We start from the raw sequence: 14,021 nt of genomic DNA on the forward strand, positions 1-14,021 counted from the left end.
TCGAACGCCCGCCCGGCGCACTCTCGGGCCAGACCGGGAGTCACGTCGAGGTGCAGCCGGTGCCAGGAGGGGGTGGCGCAGGCCTCCGGCGCGAGTGCGGGAGGTGTAGCGGACCTCACCGACGAGGCGGGGGAGCACCCACCGGGCACCGGCCACCACGGGCACCTGGGCGAAGGCCCGCGAGGACTGGATGAACGGCTCCCGTTTCGGTGAGGTGAAGGGCTATGACGGTGCCCCGATCCCCGACCCCTGCTCCTCAGCTTCCGCCGGGGCCCCTCAAGGCCCGGGGACGGGTGCGCTGACCGCCTCCTCGGTGACCGTCGCGAGGAGTGTCCGCACCGGCGCAGCCTCCGCGGATTCGGTGGACTCGAAGAAATCCAGCGCCTCCTGCCAGCAAACGCGGGCGCGGTGGGCGTGACCCATCGCGTGCAGAGCCTTTCCCAGCACGACGAGGACGGTGGCGCGGCGCCACGCGCCGCCGATTCCACGGAGAACGGTCATGGCCTGTTCGGCGTGGGCCGCGGCCGAGGCGGGCCGGTCCATGAGCTCGGCCTCGGCGAGGCGGAAGTATGTGAGCCCCACCCACAGGTCCTGCAGACTGTCGCGGAAGACCTGCAGAGCATTCTCCAACTGCTCGACGGCCTCCTCCGGCCTGCCCGCCCGGGTGAGAGCCAGGCCGAGTGCGTATCGGCCGTTGGCCCCCCGCAGGGACGCGCCCAGCGTGTCGTACAGGTCGATGCCCCGCTGGGCGAGCTCGACCGCACTGGCCGGCCGGTCCATCGCGACATGGACCCGCGAGAGGTTGCACAGAGCGCCTGCCTCACCGAGCGCGTTGTCGTCGGCACGGAACTTTTCCATGGCCTCCAGCAGGTGGCGCTCGCCGTCCTGGAGGCGGCCTTGGTACAACGCGATGATCCCGAGGTCGTTCGACGCACAGCATTCGACCAACACGTCGCCCGACTCGCGGGCGAGGTCCATGGCCCGGTGGGCCTCGCCGTCGGCCTCGGCGAACCGGCCGGTGATCAGAAGGGCGTTGGCGAGAGCCGCGCGGGCACGGCCCTCGGCGCCCGGGTCTCCGGAGCTGTGCGCGGCGTCGCGCAGGGCGACGGCGGTGGACTCGTACTGGCCGGAGTGAGCGGCGGACTCGCCGAGATCCCTGGCCGCCCACACCAGGTCCACGGCCCGCCGTAGGGCCCCGGGGCGTTCGGTGGCCTGCCGGGCGCAGGCCAGGAGAGGGCCCGCCTCGCGATGGAGCCAGTCCAGTGCGGCACGCGGTTCCGGGAAGTCCAGGCCGGGGTGGTGGGTCGCGGAGAGACGGGAGGGGAAGCGGTCGCCGGGATGTTCCAGGGCGTATACGCGTGAGGCTGTGGCGAGATAGAAGTCGAGGAGGCGGTCGAGGGCCGCTTCGACTTCGCCGAGGGGATGTTCGCCGTGTTCGGCCCGATCACGTGCGTACAGCCGAACGAGCCGGTGGAAGCGGTAGCGACCGGGCGTGGCCGATTCGAGGAGAGAGCTGTCCACCAGCGACTCGAGGACGTCCTCGGTGCTGGACTCGGTCAGATCGAGTGCCGCTGCTGCGGCCGGGAGCGAGATGTCGGGTCCACCGGCAAGGCCGAGGAGGTGGAACGCACGCTGTTGGGCGGGTTCCAGCTGGCCGTAGCCGAGTTCGAAGGTGGCGGTGACGGCGAGATCGCCCACCTGGAGCTCGTCGAGGCGGCGGCGTTCGTCGGCGAGCCTCGCGGCGAGGACGGACACGGTCCAGGTGCGGCGGGCGGCCAGTCGGGACGCGGCGATCCGAATGGCGAGGGGCAGATAGCCGCAGGCGGCGACGACTTCGTGTGCGGCCTGCTGTTCGGGCCTCACGCGGTCTTCACCCACGATGCGGGTGAAGAGGAGAACGCCCTCCTCGGGGCTCATCACGTCGAGGTCCACGAGATGAGCTCCTTCGAGAGCTGTCATCCTGACGCGGCTGGTGATCAGGGCGGCACAGCCCGCCGCGCCCGGCAGCAGCGGCCGTATCTGCGCCGCGTCGCGCGCGTTGTCGAGGAAAACCAGCACGCGCCTGCCGTCGAGGAGGGAACGGTAGAGCGCGGACCGCGCGGGCAGGCTGTCGGGAATGTCCGAGGAGCGCATCCCTAGACCGTGGAGGAAGTCCCCCAGGACGGCTTGCGGATCGGCGGGAGAGGTTCCCGAACCGCCCAGGTCGGCGTAGAGCTGACCGTCGGGGAAGTGCATGCGCGCGCTGTGCGCGACGTGCACGGCCAGGGTCGTCTTGCCGACACCGCCGGGCCCGGCGAGCGCGGAGAAGGCCATGACCTTGCTCTCGGCGCCACGGGACAGCGTCGCGGCGAGCTCGTTGACGAACGAGGTTCGGCCCGTGAAATCCGCGACGGTGGCCGGAAGTTGCGCCGGCCTCACCGAGGCGGCCGTGATCGGCGCAGCTGGTTCGCCGGAGGGCGCGAGACCGCCGTCGGCATGCAGGATGCGCTGCTGGAGCCTGGCCAGCTCGGGGCGGGGATCGACGCCCAGTTCCTCGGCGAGCAGCCTGCGCGTGTCGGCGTACACGGCGAGTGCCTCGGCCTGTCTGCCGCTACGGTAAAGGGCCAGCATCAAGAGCTCCCGCAGCCGTTCCCGCAACGGATGCGCGTAGGCCAGGGCGGTCAACTCGGATACGGCCTCGGCATGGTGACCGACCTCCAGATCCAGGTCGAGGCGGCTCTCCAGCAACTGGAGTCGCCATTCGAAGAGCCTGGTCCGCTGGTTCTCGGCGAAGGGCCCGGGCACTCCGGCCAGGGGTTCGCCGTCCCACAGCTCCAACGCGCGGTTCAGGAACTCCCGTGCGCGGGTGAGGTCTCCGGACGCGCGGGCCCGATCGGCGTGGTCGGCGCAATCGCGGGCCTCGTCGAGATCCAGCGAACCGGGGGACAGTCGTAGTGCGTAACCGCCGGACTCGGACACGAGGCGCTCACTCGAGAGCACCTTGCGCAGCCTGGAGGCGTACGTGCGGGTGACGGCCAGCGCCTGCGACGGAGGTTCCTCGCCCCACATCGCTTCGATCAGTTCCCCGGCAGTCACGGTGCGGCCGTTGCTCAGGAGGAGCGCCGAGAGCAGGGCGCGCTGCTGCGGGCTGCCGATGGAAACCACCTCGGACCCACGCCAGGCGCGCACCGGGCCGAGCACCGAGAACCTCAGGTCCGGCGCCTCCGCTGCCATCACCTCGCCCAGCACCACCATTTCTCCGACCGTGTCCCGCATCCGTATGCGGGACGTACATCGTTCGTATATCTCCGGGGCCCACCATGGTGAACCTGACGTCCATTACCAGACTGCCCAGTCCGGAGGACCAGCGTCGCGAGGGTACCCCGGGATGGCCTCCCGGGGTCCTTGGCATGCCCAATTCCCCCAAGTCTATTGCTCAGATGCGACTTTGAGCTACCTTCATAGCGTCGTCACGCCGTTGAAGAGCGCTGAGGTCCCTCTAGCCAAGGGTCCGCTGACGCGTCCTTCCCGCAGCGTGCCGATCTCATCACGGACTGGGCAATCGGACGTTAGGAGAGTGCGCTGTCATGCACTTCACGGGTTCATCAACAGGATTACTGGCCGGCGTGGTCATCTCGCTGGCCTACTTCGCCCTCGTCGGTCATGTGGTGAAGTCGCTGCGGACCACGCATCGGCTTCCCGCGGTCATCATGGCCGTATCGGGGCTCATCGGCGCGCTGCCCGCGATCCTCTACGCGCTGTACCGCGCGCTGGACGTGGTCGCCTGACCGGCTCGACAGCCCGCTGAGCAGCGGGCCGGGGTCCCGGTGCGGTGTACCGGGGCCCCGGAACACCGCACCTACGGAGCGACATGCTTCCCCACTCGATCGAGTGGATCTTGCTGCCCGGGTACGCGATGTGGTCCGGGAAACGGTCCCGCCGACGCGATCATTCGGCGGTGATCTCTTCGATTCGGACGGCCCACCGTCCCAAGTCCCTGCTCCCGGCCGGGCTCGGTCTCCTCGCTCTCGTCACGCTGCTCCCCGCCGTGCCGGCCGCCGCGGCGCCCGCGCGGGACTCGCTGCCCCGGGCCGAGGCGCAGGCGCCGGGCCGCCTCACGACCCCGGCCGAGCGCAGGACCGACGCCCGTCTCGACGCGTTGCGGGACAACCCGGCGCGGCTCAAGGCGTTCTTCGCGGCGCTGCCCAAGGGCGGCGACCTCCACAACCACCTCTCGGGCGCCGTCACCACCGAGTATCTGATCCACCTCGCGGGCGAGAACGGCCTGTGCATCGACGCCACCGACACCGCCGTGCGCCCGCCCTGCGGACCGGGCACCCGGCCGGCCGCCGACGCCCGCACGGACGCCGCGTTCCGCCAGCGGATCGTCCGCGCCTGGTCGATGCAGGACTTCCCCGCCGACCAGTCCGGCCACGACCACTTCTTCGACACCTTCGGCAAGTTCGGCGAGGCGACGCGCGACCGCGGCAAGATGCTCGCCAACGTCGCCAACACCGTGGTCGAGCAGAACCAGTTCTACCTGGAGACCCTGGTCACCCCGGCCTCGGACTCCGCGAAGAAGCTCGCCGAGTCCGTGGGCTACGACGCCGATCTCGCCGCGTTCCACCGGAAGCTGGTCGCCGGCGGAAAGCTCGACGCGGTCGTCGCCGAGGCCGTACGCGAGGCGGACGCCGCCGACACCCAGTTCCGGGAGACGGCGCACTGCGACACCGACCGTCCCGACCCGGGCTGCCGGCTCCCCGTCCGGTGGATCTCCCAGGTTTCCCGCGGCAGTTCGAACGAGCGCGTGTTCACGCAGATGGCCGTCGGCATGCGACTCGCGGAGCGCGACCCGCGCTTCGTCGCCGTCAACCTCGTCCAGCCGGAGGACGGGGAGAGCGCCCTGCGCAACTACCGACTCCAGATGCGGATGCTCCAGTACCTGCGCACCCAGTACCCGGACGCCCGCCTCACCCTGCACGCCGGTGAGCTGACCCCCGGCCTGGTCAAGCCCGAGGACCTGACGTTCCACATCCGCGAGGCCGTCCTCGTCGCCGGCGCCGAACGCATCGGCCACGGCGTCGACCTGGTCCACGAGGACGACTGGCGGCAGCTCGCCCGCACCATGGCGCGGCGCGATGTCGCCGTCGAGGTGCCGTTCAGCAGCAACAAGCAGATCCTGGGCGTCGCGGGCGACGACCACCCGTTCAACGCCTACCGCCGCTACGGCGTCCCGGTGGTCCTGGCCACCGACGACCCCGGCGTCTCGCGGATCGACATCAGCCACGAGTACCAGTACGCCCGTGCCACCTACGGCCTGAGCTACACCGAGCTGAAGGACCTGGCCCGCGCCTCGCTGACGTACGCCTTCCTCGACGGCGACAGCCTGTGGGCCACCGGCGCCCAGCGCTCCGGCTACCGCCCGGTGCGCGTCTGCGCCGGATCCCGGCCGGGCATCGCGCCGCCCGCCCCGGCCTGTGCCCGCTATCTCGCGGACAACGCCAAGGCGGCCACCGAGTGGCGTCAGGAAGCGGCCTTCGCCGGATTCGAACGCCGACAGGGCGGAGCGCGCTGACCCCGCGCCACCGCTGACCGTCCGGCGACCAGGGGGCGGGACCGTGCAGGGCGGCCCAGGGCCGGACACGGTCCCGCCCGCCCCGTAGGACGCGCGGCCCGCCCGGCCCACGGCTACGCTCGCGGCATGGGAGAGAGCGGAGAGGACGCGACCGCCGAGCCGCCCACGGCCCCGGGCACGCCCGACGCCGAGCACGCCCGGCTCGCCGCGATCGTCGACGCCTGGGCCGCCGCGATCGTCGCGAACGACGCGGCACGGATCGCGGACTTCACGGCCGACGAGTGGGTCATCGTCTCCGAGTCCGGCATCACGGACCGGGAGGCGTTCCTCGGCCACGTGAGGTCCGGCGACCTGACCCACTCGGCGATGCGGGCCGTCACCCCGCCGAGGATCCGGGTCCACGGCGACACCGCGACGATCACCGCCCGGATCACCAACACGGCCCACTACGCGGGCCGCCGGTTCGACGCCGACGAATGGACCACGGACGTCTTCGTACGGCGCAACGGCCGCTGGCGGTGCGTACTCAGCCACATCACGCCCGCCGCCCCGACCGACCCGCCCCCCACCGCATGAGCGGGACGACCGACCCCGCCCGCCGGGGGAAACACCTCGGCAGGAAGCGCCTCGGCTACCCGGCCGCCGCGGCCGTCTTCGCCATCGGTATGGCGGGCACCACGCTGCCCACCCCGCTCTACGGCCTCTACCGGGAACAGCTCGGCTTCTCCGAGCTGATGGTGACCGTGGTCTTCGCCGTCTACGCCCTCGGGGTGATCGCCACTCTGCTGCTCGCCGGGAACGTCTCCGACGAGGCGGGCCGACGGCCCGTTCTGCTGGCCGCCCTGGGCTTCTCGGCGGCCAGCGCGCTCTGCTTCCTCTTCGAGGGCGGGCTCCCCGCCCTGTTCGCCGGCCGGCTCCTCTCCGGCTTCGCCGCCGGACTGCTGAGCGGCGCGGCGACGGTCACGGTCATGGAACTGGCCCCGCCGGGACGCGCGGCACGCGCCGGGCTGGCCGCGACCGCCGCGAACATGGGCGGCCTGGGCTGCGGCCCGCTCCTGTCGGGACTGCTCGCCGAGTACGCCCCCTGGCCGCTGCGGCTCCCCTTCGTCGTGCATCTGGGGCTGATCGCCCTGGCCGCCGCACTGACCTGCCTCCTGCCCGAGACGGTCACCACCCGCGTCCGCCGTTTCCGGCTGCGGCCGCAGGGGCTCGCCGTCCCGCCCGAGGTGCGCGCGGTGTTCGCCCCCTCGGCGCTGGCCGCCTTCGCCGGGTTCTCCCTGCTGGGCCTCTTCACGGCGGTCGCCCCCGCGTTCGTGGCCGAGACGCTCGACGTCCACAACCTGGCCCTGACCGGACTCGTCGTCTTCTCCGTCTTCCTCGCCTCCACGGCCGGGCAGGCGCTCATGGGGCGGGTCGGCGAGCGCCGGGCCCTGCCGGGCGGCTGCTTCGTCCTGGTCGCCGGACTCCTGCTGGTCGGGGCCTCCTTGCTGTTCGCCTCACTTCCGCTGCTCGTCGCCGGGGCGCTCTGCGGCGGCCTCGGGCAGGGGCTGGCGTTCCGGGGCGCGGTGAAGGCGATCAGTGCGGCGGCGCCGCCCGAGCACCGGGCGGCGACCGTGTCCGCCTTCTTCGTCATCGCCTACCTGGGCATCTCCCTGCCCGTCGTCGGCGTCGGCGCGCTCACCCTCGGCATCGGGCTCCGGAACGCCGGACTGACCTTCTCCGGCTGTGTGCTCGCGCTGGCCCTGGGCGTCGGCCTGCATCTGGCGCGACGGCCTCCCGCACCCGGGTGACGTACGCGCTCCTCCGACCCGCGTAGGCCCGCCTCGTTCACGTACGCGAAAACCCTTGCCGCCCCCGCCGATCATGGTGCGAGACTGGCCCGGTGGACAAAGCGACGCACTTTCGGCAGACGGTCATCGCCTGGGCCGCCGGTGACGAGAACACACCGGCGCCCGCCGAGGCCCAGGCCGCCCGTGAGCTGGCCGCCGGCCTGGGCCTGCACACCGTGGTGCTCGTGGAGGGCGTCAGCGACCGGGCGGCCGTCGAGGCGCTGGCCGAACGCCAGGAGCGCGACCTGACCGCCGAGGGCGCCGTGGTCGTGCCGCTCGGGGGCGCCACCAGCATCACCCGCTTCCTGCGTCTGCTGGGGCCCGACGGGCTCGGGGTCCGGCCCGCCGGCCTGTGCGACGCGGCGGAGCAGCGGTTCTTCCTCCAGGGCCTGGAGCGCACCGGCTTCGGCACCGCCCGCACGCCCGAGGACCTGGAGGCGCTGGGCTTCTTCACCTGCCACGCCGACCTGGAGGACGAGCTGATCCGGGCACTCGGCACCGACGGCGTCCAGCGGGTCATCGACGACCAGGGCGATCTGCGCACCTTCCGGCTCTTCCAACGGCAGCCCGCCCAGCGCGAGCGGCCCGTCGAGGCGCAGCTGCGGCGCTTCATGGGCACCATCGGCGGCCGCAAGGAGCACTACGCCCGTGCCCTGACCGAGGCCCTGGACCTCGGGCGCCTGCCACGCCCGCTGGACGGACTCCTCGCCCACCTCTGACCGACGGTTCGCGCCTCTGCCGACCGTTCGCACCTCTGACCGGCGGCTCGCCGTTCAGCGCTGGGCGAGGCTGGAGCGGCGCACCACCAGCTCCGGCTGGAGCACCACCCGCCGGTGCTCGTGCGGTACGTCCGCCGCCCCGGCCCCGGTCTCCTCCAGCAGCAGACCCGCCGCCAGCGCCCCCATCGTCGCCGCCGGCTGCCGTACGGACGTGAGCGGCACGGCGGCCGCCGCCGCGAACTCGATGTCGTCGTAACCCACCAGCGCCAGATCGCCGGGCACCGAGACCCCGGCGGCGAACAGCGACTGCAGCACGCCCAGCGCCAGCAGGTCGTTGGCGCAGAACACCGCGGTCGGCCGGTCCGAGAGCCCCAGCAGCCGCGCGCCCGCGTCCCGGCCCGCTGCCACGTCGAGCCGTTCCGTGGGCAGCTCCCGCAGGGCGCCCGGCCCCAGGCCCGCCTCCGCGAGCGCGGTGAGCGCACCCGTACGGCGGTCCCGGACCTGGTTGAATCCGGGCGGCCCGCTCACGTACGCGATGGAGCGGTGCCCGGCGTCCAGCAGATGCCGCACCGCCAGCGCCCCGCCCGCCACGTCGTCGACCGACACCGAGCACTCGGTGGTTCCCTCGGCGACCCGGTCGACGAGGACGAACGGGATGCCGTGGCGGCGGAAGGCCTCGATGTTGCGCCCGGTCGCGTCGGCCGGGGTGAGCAGCACGCCCCGGACCCGCTGTTCCGCGAAGAGCGCCAGATACTCCGCCTCCTCGCCGGGGCTCTGCGCACTGTTGCAGACCATGACGCCGAGCCCCGCCTCGCGCGCGGCCCGCTCCGCCCCGCGCGCCACGTCGACGAAGAACGGGTTGCCCATGTCGAGCACCAGCAGCCCCATGATCCGGCTGCGCCCCGCCCGCAACTGCCGCGCCGACTCGCTGCGGACGTAACCGAGCCGGTCGATCGCCGACAGGACCCGGGCCCGGGTGTCGGGACCGACCGTGTCCGGGCGGTTGATGACGTTGGAGACCGTGCCCACCGATACTCCGGCGACCCGGGCCACGTCCTTGATACCCACCGACTGGGCCATCAGACGGAGACCTCCAGAGGGGCGAGGGACGCGGAACGAGCCCCCAGCCTATCCGCGCGCATCAGAAGTCGAAGTCGTCGATGTTGTCCTTGTCGAACACCGTCGGCTTGCCGAGGTCGACCACCCCGTCCTTCCCGATCGTGTACGTGCCCAGCTCGCCCGCCTCGAAGGTCTGCCCCTCCACGCCGGTGATCTGCCCGGACGCCAGAGCGATCGACGCATGGCCGGCCAGCTCGCCGAGCTTCGCCGGGTCCCACAGCTCGAACGCCTCGACGGTGCCGTTCTTCACGTACGAGCGCAGATCGTTGGGGGTGCCGAGGCCGGACAGCTTCACCTTGCCCCGGTACTTCGACCCCGACAGATACTGCGCCGCCGCCTTGATGCCGACCGTGGTCGGCGACACGATCCCGGCGAGCTTCGGGTACTCCTGGAGCAGCCCCTGCGTCTGCTGGAACGACTGCTGGGCGTCGTCGTTGCCGTACGCCACCTTCACCAGCTTCACGTCCTTGTACTTCGGGTCCTTCAGCTCGTCCTTCATGTAGTCGATCCACAGGTTCTGGTTCGTCGCGGTCTGGGCGGCGGACAGGATCGCGATCTCGCCCTTGTAGCCGATCTGCTCGGCGAGCAACTGGACCTGGGTGCGGCCCAGATCCTCCGCGCCGGCCTGCGAGACGAACACATTGCGGCAGTCGGTCTTGGTGTCGGAGTCGTACGTGACGACCTTGACGCCGTTCTTCATGGCCTGCTTGAGCGCGGTGCACAGCGCGCCCGGGTCCTGCGCGGACACGGCGATGGCGTCGACCTGCTGCTGGGTGAGGGTGTTGACGTAGGAGACCTGGCCCGAGGTGTCGGTGGCGCTGGTCGGGCCGACCTCCTTGAAGGTGGACCCCAGTGCCTCGACGGCCTTCTGCCCGCCCTTGTCGGCGGTGGTGAAGTAGGGGTTGTTGACCTGCTTGGGCAGGAAGCCCACGGTCAGGCCCTTCTTGGTGGGCGCGTCCGGGTCCGCCTTTCCGGCCGAGGCGGCCGAACCGCTCTCCTTCTTCACATCGCTCTTGGTGGTGCCCCCGCAGGCGCTGACGGCGAGCGCGAAGGAGGTGACGGCCGCGAGGGCCGCACAGGTGCGGCGGATCGATGACGTACGCATGGCGGGAGTCCTTCACGGAGAGAGGCGGGGCGGGTTACGGGGAGGAGCGCGCGGTGACGGAGCCGGAGCCCGGGCGGGCGGTGGCGGAGAGCCGGTGGCGCGGTCACGGAACCGGCGCCGAGGCCGACGGGGGAGCCGAGGCGGCCCGGCGCCCCGCCCTCGCGACGGAGATCTGCCGCCCGACGCGGGGGCCGAGCACGGAGACGACGAGCAGCACACCGGTGACGACGATCTGCGACTGCGCGGAGACGTCACCCAGGCTCATCACGTTCTGCAGCGCCCCGAGCAGGAACACCCCCGCGATAGCGCCGCCGAGTGTTCCCTTGCCGCCGTCGAAGTCGACACCGCCGAGCAACACGGCTGCTACGACCGACAGTTCGAGACCGGTGGCGTTGTCGAAGCGGGCGCTGGCGTAGTGCAGCGCCCAGAACGCCCCGGTGAGGGAGGCCATCAGGCCGGTCATCGTGAACAGGATGAGCTTCTGCCGCTTCACCCGCACGCCCGCGAACCGGGCCGCCTCCTCGTTGGCCCCCGTGGCGAACAGCGAACGCCCGAACGGCGTCGCGTGCAGGGCGAGTACGGCGACGGCGAGCAGCGCCAGGAACGGCAGCAGGGCGTACGGGACGAACGTGTCGCCGATCCGTCCTGCGGCGAAGTCGAGGTAGGGCGTGGGGAAGTCGGTGACGGCGTCCGAGCCGAGCACGATCTGCGCGATGCCCCGATAGGCGGCCAGCGTGCCGATGGTGACCGCGAGCGACGGCAGCCCGAGCCGGGTGACGAGCAGCCCGTTGACCAGCCCGCAGACCACACCGAGCAGCAGACAGACCGGAATGATCGCCTCGATCGGCAGGCCCTGGTTCCACAGCGCCCCCATCACCGCACCGGAGAGACCGGCCGTGGACGCCACCGACAGATCGATCTCGCCGGAGACCACCAGCAGCGTCATGGGCAGGGCGATCAGCGCGATGGGCAGGGTGTTGCCGATGAGGAACGACAGGTTGAGGGCGTTGCCGAAGCCGTCGACGAAACCGAAGGACAGCAGCAGCACCACGATCAGGAGGGCGCCGACGACCGTGTCCCAGCGGACGGCGCGCGCGCGTGCGGAGTCAGCCATGGCGGGCGTTCCTCTTCTTCAGGGCGGACGCCACGCGCAGGGCGACGATCCGGTCGACCGCGATGGCGAGGATGAGCAGGAAGCCGTTGATCGCGAGCACCCACACGGAGCTGACGCCGAGCGCGGGCAGCACACTGTTGACCGAGGTCAGCAGCAGCGCGCCGAGCGCCGCGCCGTAGACCGTGCCGGAGCCCCCGGTGAAGACCACGCCGCCGACCACGACCGCGCTGACGACGGTGAGTTCGTAACCGGTGCCGGTGCCCGAGTCGACGTTCCCGAAGCGCGCCAGATACAGCGCGCCCGCGAGACCGGCCAGCGCCCCGCAGAAGGTGTACGCGAGCAGGATCCGCCGGCGTACCGGAATCCCGGCCAGCCGCGCGGCCTCCGGGTTCGAGCCCAGTGCGTACAGCTCGCGCCCGCTGCCGAAGTGCTTGAGGTAGTACGCCGTCGACACCAGCAGGGCCAGCGCGATCATCGCCAGCCAGGGCACTGCCGAGATCCCGCCGGAGCCGAAGTCCACGAATCCGCCCGGCAGATCGGCCGCCGTGATCTGCCGCGAGCCGACCCAGATCGAGTCGATGCCCCGGATGATGTAGAGCGTGCCCAGCGTCACGACCAGTGCGGGCACCTGGCCCAGGCTCACGAGCAGCCCGTTCAGCAGCCCGAAGCCGACGCCCAGCAGGACGGCCAGGGCCACGGCCACCACCGGGTGTCCGCCGCCCTGGAGATACGTACCGGCGGCGAAGGCGCTGATACCGAGCGTCGAGCCCACCGACAGGTCGACATTGCGGGTGATGACCACCAGCGACTGGCCGGTGGCGACCAGCGCCAGGATCGTGGCGTTGAGCAGCAGGTCCTTGATGCCCTGCTCGGAGAGGAACGCGCTGTTGCCGAGCTGGGTCAGGACCAGCATCACCACCAGCACGACCAGGATGGCGAGTTCGCGCATCCTGAAGACACGGTCCACCAGCCGGGTGCTGCTGGAGGAGGGTATCGGCGCGACGGGCGCCGGTTCGGTGGTCGTCACCGTCATGCGGCGGCCCTCCCGGTGGCAGCGGCCATCACGGACTCCTCGGTGGCGTCGGAACGCGGGATCTCGGCGGTGAGCCGGCCCTCGTGCATCACCAGCACCCGGTCGGCCATGCCGAGTATCTCGGGCAGGTCGGAGGAGATCATCAGCACCGCCACCCCGTCCGCGGCCAGCGAGCTCAGCAGCCGGTGCACCTCCGCCTTGGTGCCGACGTCGATGCCGCGCGTCGGCTCGTCGACGATCAGCACGGCGGGCCCGGTGGCGAGCCACTTGGCCAGGACCACCTTCTGCTGGTTGCCGCCGGACAGGGTGGACACCGCATCGGCGATCCGGGCGTACTTCACCTGGAGCCGGACCGCCCAGTCGAGCGACCGGCTGCGCTCGGCGCCCCGGTCCATCAGCCCTGCCTTCCTGGTGGCGCGCAGACCGGTGAGCCCGATGTTCCGCTCGATGGACATGCCCATCACCAGGCCCTGGGCCCGTCGGTCCTCGGGGACCAGGGCGAGGCCGGCGGCCATCGCGGTGGACGGCGCGCCGTTGACGAGCGCCCGCCCGGCCACCTCGACCTCGCCGGCGTCCCACCGGTCGACGCCGAAGACCGCCCGCGCCACCTCCGTACGCCCGGCGCCCACCAGGCCCGCCATGCCGACGATCTCGCCGCAGCGCACCTCGAAGGAGACATCGGTGAACACGCCCTCGCGCGTGAGCCGCCGGACGCTGAGCGCGACCTCGCCCGCCTCGACGTGCTGCTTCGGATAGAGCTCGTCCAGATCCCGGCCGACCATCCGGCGGACCAGGTCCTCCTCCGCCATGCCGGCCAGCGGTTCACTGGCGATCAGCGCCCCGTCCCGCAGGGTCGTGACGCGTTCGCAGATGCGGAAGATCTCCTCCAGTCGGTGCGAGATGAACAGCACGGCGGCCCCCTGCTCACGCAGTGCGCGGACCACGCCGAACAGCCGGGCCACCTCACTGCCGGTCAGGGCGGCCGTGGGCTCGTCCATGATCAGCACGCGGGCGTCGAAGGAGAGGGCCTTGGCGATCTCGACGATCTGCTGGTCCGCGATCGACAGGCCGCGCGCCGGACGGTCGGGGTCGAGCTCGACCCCGAGCCGGTGCATCAGTGCGGCCGTGGCGTCCCGGGCGGCCCGGTGGTCGATCCGCCGGTATGCCCGCCGGGGCTGGCGGCCCATGAAGATGTTCTCGGTGATCGACAGGTCGGGGAAGAGCGTGGGCTCCTGGTAGATGACGGCGATGCCGGCGTCCCGGGCGTCGGCGGGGCCGTGGAAGGCGACCGGCTCGCCGTCCAGCAGAAGCCGGCCGGTATCGGGCCGGTGCACTCCGGCGAGCGTCTTGATCAGGGTCGACTTGCCCGCGCCGTTCTCCCCGGCGAGGGCGTGCACCTCGCCGGGGAACAGGTCGAGCGACACATCCCGCAGGGCCCGTACGGCGCCGAAGGACTTGGAGACGTCCCTCAGGGCCAGCACGGGGGCCGGATCCTTGGCGGACCGGTGGGTCATCGGTGGCTCCTCGACGACGCGGAGGGCATCCTCA

At 71.8% G+C, this 14,021-nt stretch carries 11 protein-coding genes and 2 pseudogenes; 6 read left to right on the plus strand and 7 right to left on the minus strand.

The window, feature by feature from the left end:
* Window positions 1–35: 35 nt before the first annotated feature.
* Window positions 36–174 (minus strand): annotated as a pseudogene (locus KV381_RS36810) (ATP-dependent DNA ligase); the annotation flags it as partial.
* On the opposite strand from KV381_RS36810, the pseudogene KV381_RS36815 reads away from it, so the two are divergent.
* Window positions 173–302, plus strand: a pseudogene (locus KV381_RS36815) (pirin family protein); the annotation flags it as partial. The pseudogenes KV381_RS36810 and KV381_RS36815 overlap by 2 nt on opposite strands.
* On the opposite strand, the gene KV381_RS34170 reads toward KV381_RS36815, so the two are convergent.
* A complete protein-coding gene (locus tag KV381_RS34170; RefSeq protein WP_218787019.1) occupies window positions 277–3,255 on the minus strand; it encodes a BTAD domain-containing putative transcriptional regulator in 2,979 nt (992 codons plus the stop codon). The pseudogene KV381_RS36815 and the gene KV381_RS34170 overlap by 26 nt on opposite strands.
* A 350-nt stretch (window positions 3,256–3,605) precedes the next feature.
* On the opposite strand from KV381_RS34170, the gene KV381_RS34175 reads away from it, so the two are divergent.
* From KV381_RS34175 to KV381_RS34195, 5 genes are all read left to right on the plus strand, one after another.
* Window positions 3,606–3,767, plus strand: coding sequence for a hypothetical protein (locus KV381_RS34175; RefSeq protein ID WP_256995211.1), 162 nt, complete (start codon window positions 3,606–3,608; stop codon window positions 3,765–3,767).
* A 170-nt stretch (window positions 3,768–3,937) separates the two neighbouring features.
* Entirely contained in the window at window positions 3,938–5,554 is a 1,617-nt protein-coding gene (locus tag KV381_RS34180; protein ID WP_218787021.1) for an adenosine deaminase, read from the plus strand.
* A 126-nt stretch (window positions 5,555–5,680) separates the two neighbouring features.
* A complete protein-coding gene (locus KV381_RS34185; RefSeq protein ID WP_218787022.1) occupies window positions 5,681–6,130 on the plus strand; it encodes a nuclear transport factor 2 family protein in 450 nt (149 codons plus the stop codon).
* Window positions 6,127–7,344 (plus strand): MFS transporter, encoded by a 1,218-nt coding sequence (locus tag KV381_RS34190; RefSeq protein ID WP_030633747.1) that lies wholly within the window; start codon window positions 6,127–6,129, stop codon window positions 7,342–7,344. The genes KV381_RS34185 and KV381_RS34190 overlap by 4 nt, the downstream gene beginning before the upstream one ends.
* 92 nt (window positions 7,345–7,436) lie before the next feature.
* Window positions 7,437–8,102 carry a TOPRIM nucleotidyl transferase/hydrolase domain-containing protein gene (locus KV381_RS34195; protein WP_030081796.1) on the plus strand — a complete coding sequence of 222 codons (666 nt, stop codon included), beginning with the start codon at window positions 7,437–7,439 and terminating at the stop codon, window positions 8,100–8,102.
* Window positions 8,103–8,156: 54 nt separating this feature from the next.
* Here the strand turns inward: KV381_RS34195 and KV381_RS34200 are convergent, their stop codons facing one another.
* From KV381_RS34200 to KV381_RS34220, 5 genes are all read right to left on the minus strand, one after another.
* On the minus strand, window positions 8,157–9,182 hold the full coding sequence (locus tag KV381_RS34200; RefSeq protein WP_030633749.1) for a LacI family DNA-binding transcriptional regulator: 1,026 nt from the start codon (window positions 9,180–9,182) through the stop codon (window positions 8,157–8,159).
* 61 nt (window positions 9,183–9,243) lie between these two features.
* A complete protein-coding gene (rhaS, locus tag KV381_RS34205) occupies window positions 9,244–10,326 on the minus strand; it encodes a rhamnose ABC transporter substrate-binding protein (protein WP_218787023.1) in 1,083 nt (360 codons plus the stop codon).
* Window positions 10,327–10,429: 103 nt separating this feature from the next.
* The gene (locus KV381_RS34210) at window positions 10,430–11,440 is read right to left on the minus strand and encodes an ABC transporter permease (protein WP_218787024.1); all 1,011 of its coding nucleotides are present in this window, start codon (window positions 11,438–11,440) and stop codon (window positions 10,430–10,432) included.
* On the minus strand, window positions 11,433–12,473 hold the full coding sequence (locus KV381_RS34215; RefSeq protein WP_030633753.1) for an ABC transporter permease: 1,041 nt from the start codon (window positions 12,471–12,473) through the stop codon (window positions 11,433–11,435). Before KV381_RS34215 ends, KV381_RS34210 begins: the two co-directional genes overlap by 8 nt.
* Entirely contained in the window at window positions 12,470–13,987 is a 1,518-nt protein-coding gene (locus tag KV381_RS34220; RefSeq protein WP_030081807.1) for a sugar ABC transporter ATP-binding protein, read from the minus strand. Before KV381_RS34220 ends, KV381_RS34215 begins: the two co-directional genes overlap by 4 nt.
* Window positions 13,988–14,021: the final 34 nt, after the last annotated feature.

The sequence above is a fragment of the Streptomyces sp. WY228 genome, from assembly GCF_019287315.1.
GTDB classification, from domain to species: domain Bacteria; phylum Actinomycetota; class Actinomycetes; order Streptomycetales; family Streptomycetaceae; genus Streptomyces; species Streptomyces caviscabies.

What these genes read in the sequence shown, in the direction of transcription:
- KV381_RS34190 (WP_030633747.1), top strand. Translation starts at nt 6,127, where the DNA reads ATGAGCGGGACGACCGACCCCGCCCGCCGGGGGAAACACCTCGGCAGG.
- KV381_RS34215 (WP_030633753.1), bottom strand. Translation starts at nt 12,473, where the DNA reads ATGACGGTGACGACCACCGAACCGGCGCCCGTCGCGCCGATACCCTCC.
- KV381_RS34200 (WP_030633749.1), bottom strand. Translation starts at nt 9,182, where the DNA reads ATGGCCCAGTCGGTGGGTATCAAGGACGTGGCCCGGGTCGCCGGAGTA.
- KV381_RS34220 (WP_030081807.1), bottom strand. Translation starts at nt 13,987, where the DNA reads ATGACCCACCGGTCCGCCAAGGATCCGGCCCCCGTGCTGGCCCTGAGG.
- rhaS (WP_218787023.1), bottom strand. Translation starts at nt 10,326, where the DNA reads ATGCGTACGTCATCGATCCGCCGCACCTGTGCGGCCCTCGCGGCCGTC.
- KV381_RS34185 (WP_218787022.1), top strand. Translation starts at nt 5,681, where the DNA reads ATGGGAGAGAGCGGAGAGGACGCGACCGCCGAGCCGCCCACGGCCCCG.
- KV381_RS34210 (WP_218787024.1), bottom strand. Translation starts at nt 11,440, where the DNA reads ATGGCTGACTCCGCACGCGCGCGCGCCGTCCGCTGGGACACGGTCGTC.
- KV381_RS34170 (WP_218787019.1), bottom strand. Translation starts at nt 3,255, where the DNA reads ATGCGGGACACGGTCGGAGAAATGGTGGTGCTGGGCGAGGTGATGGCA.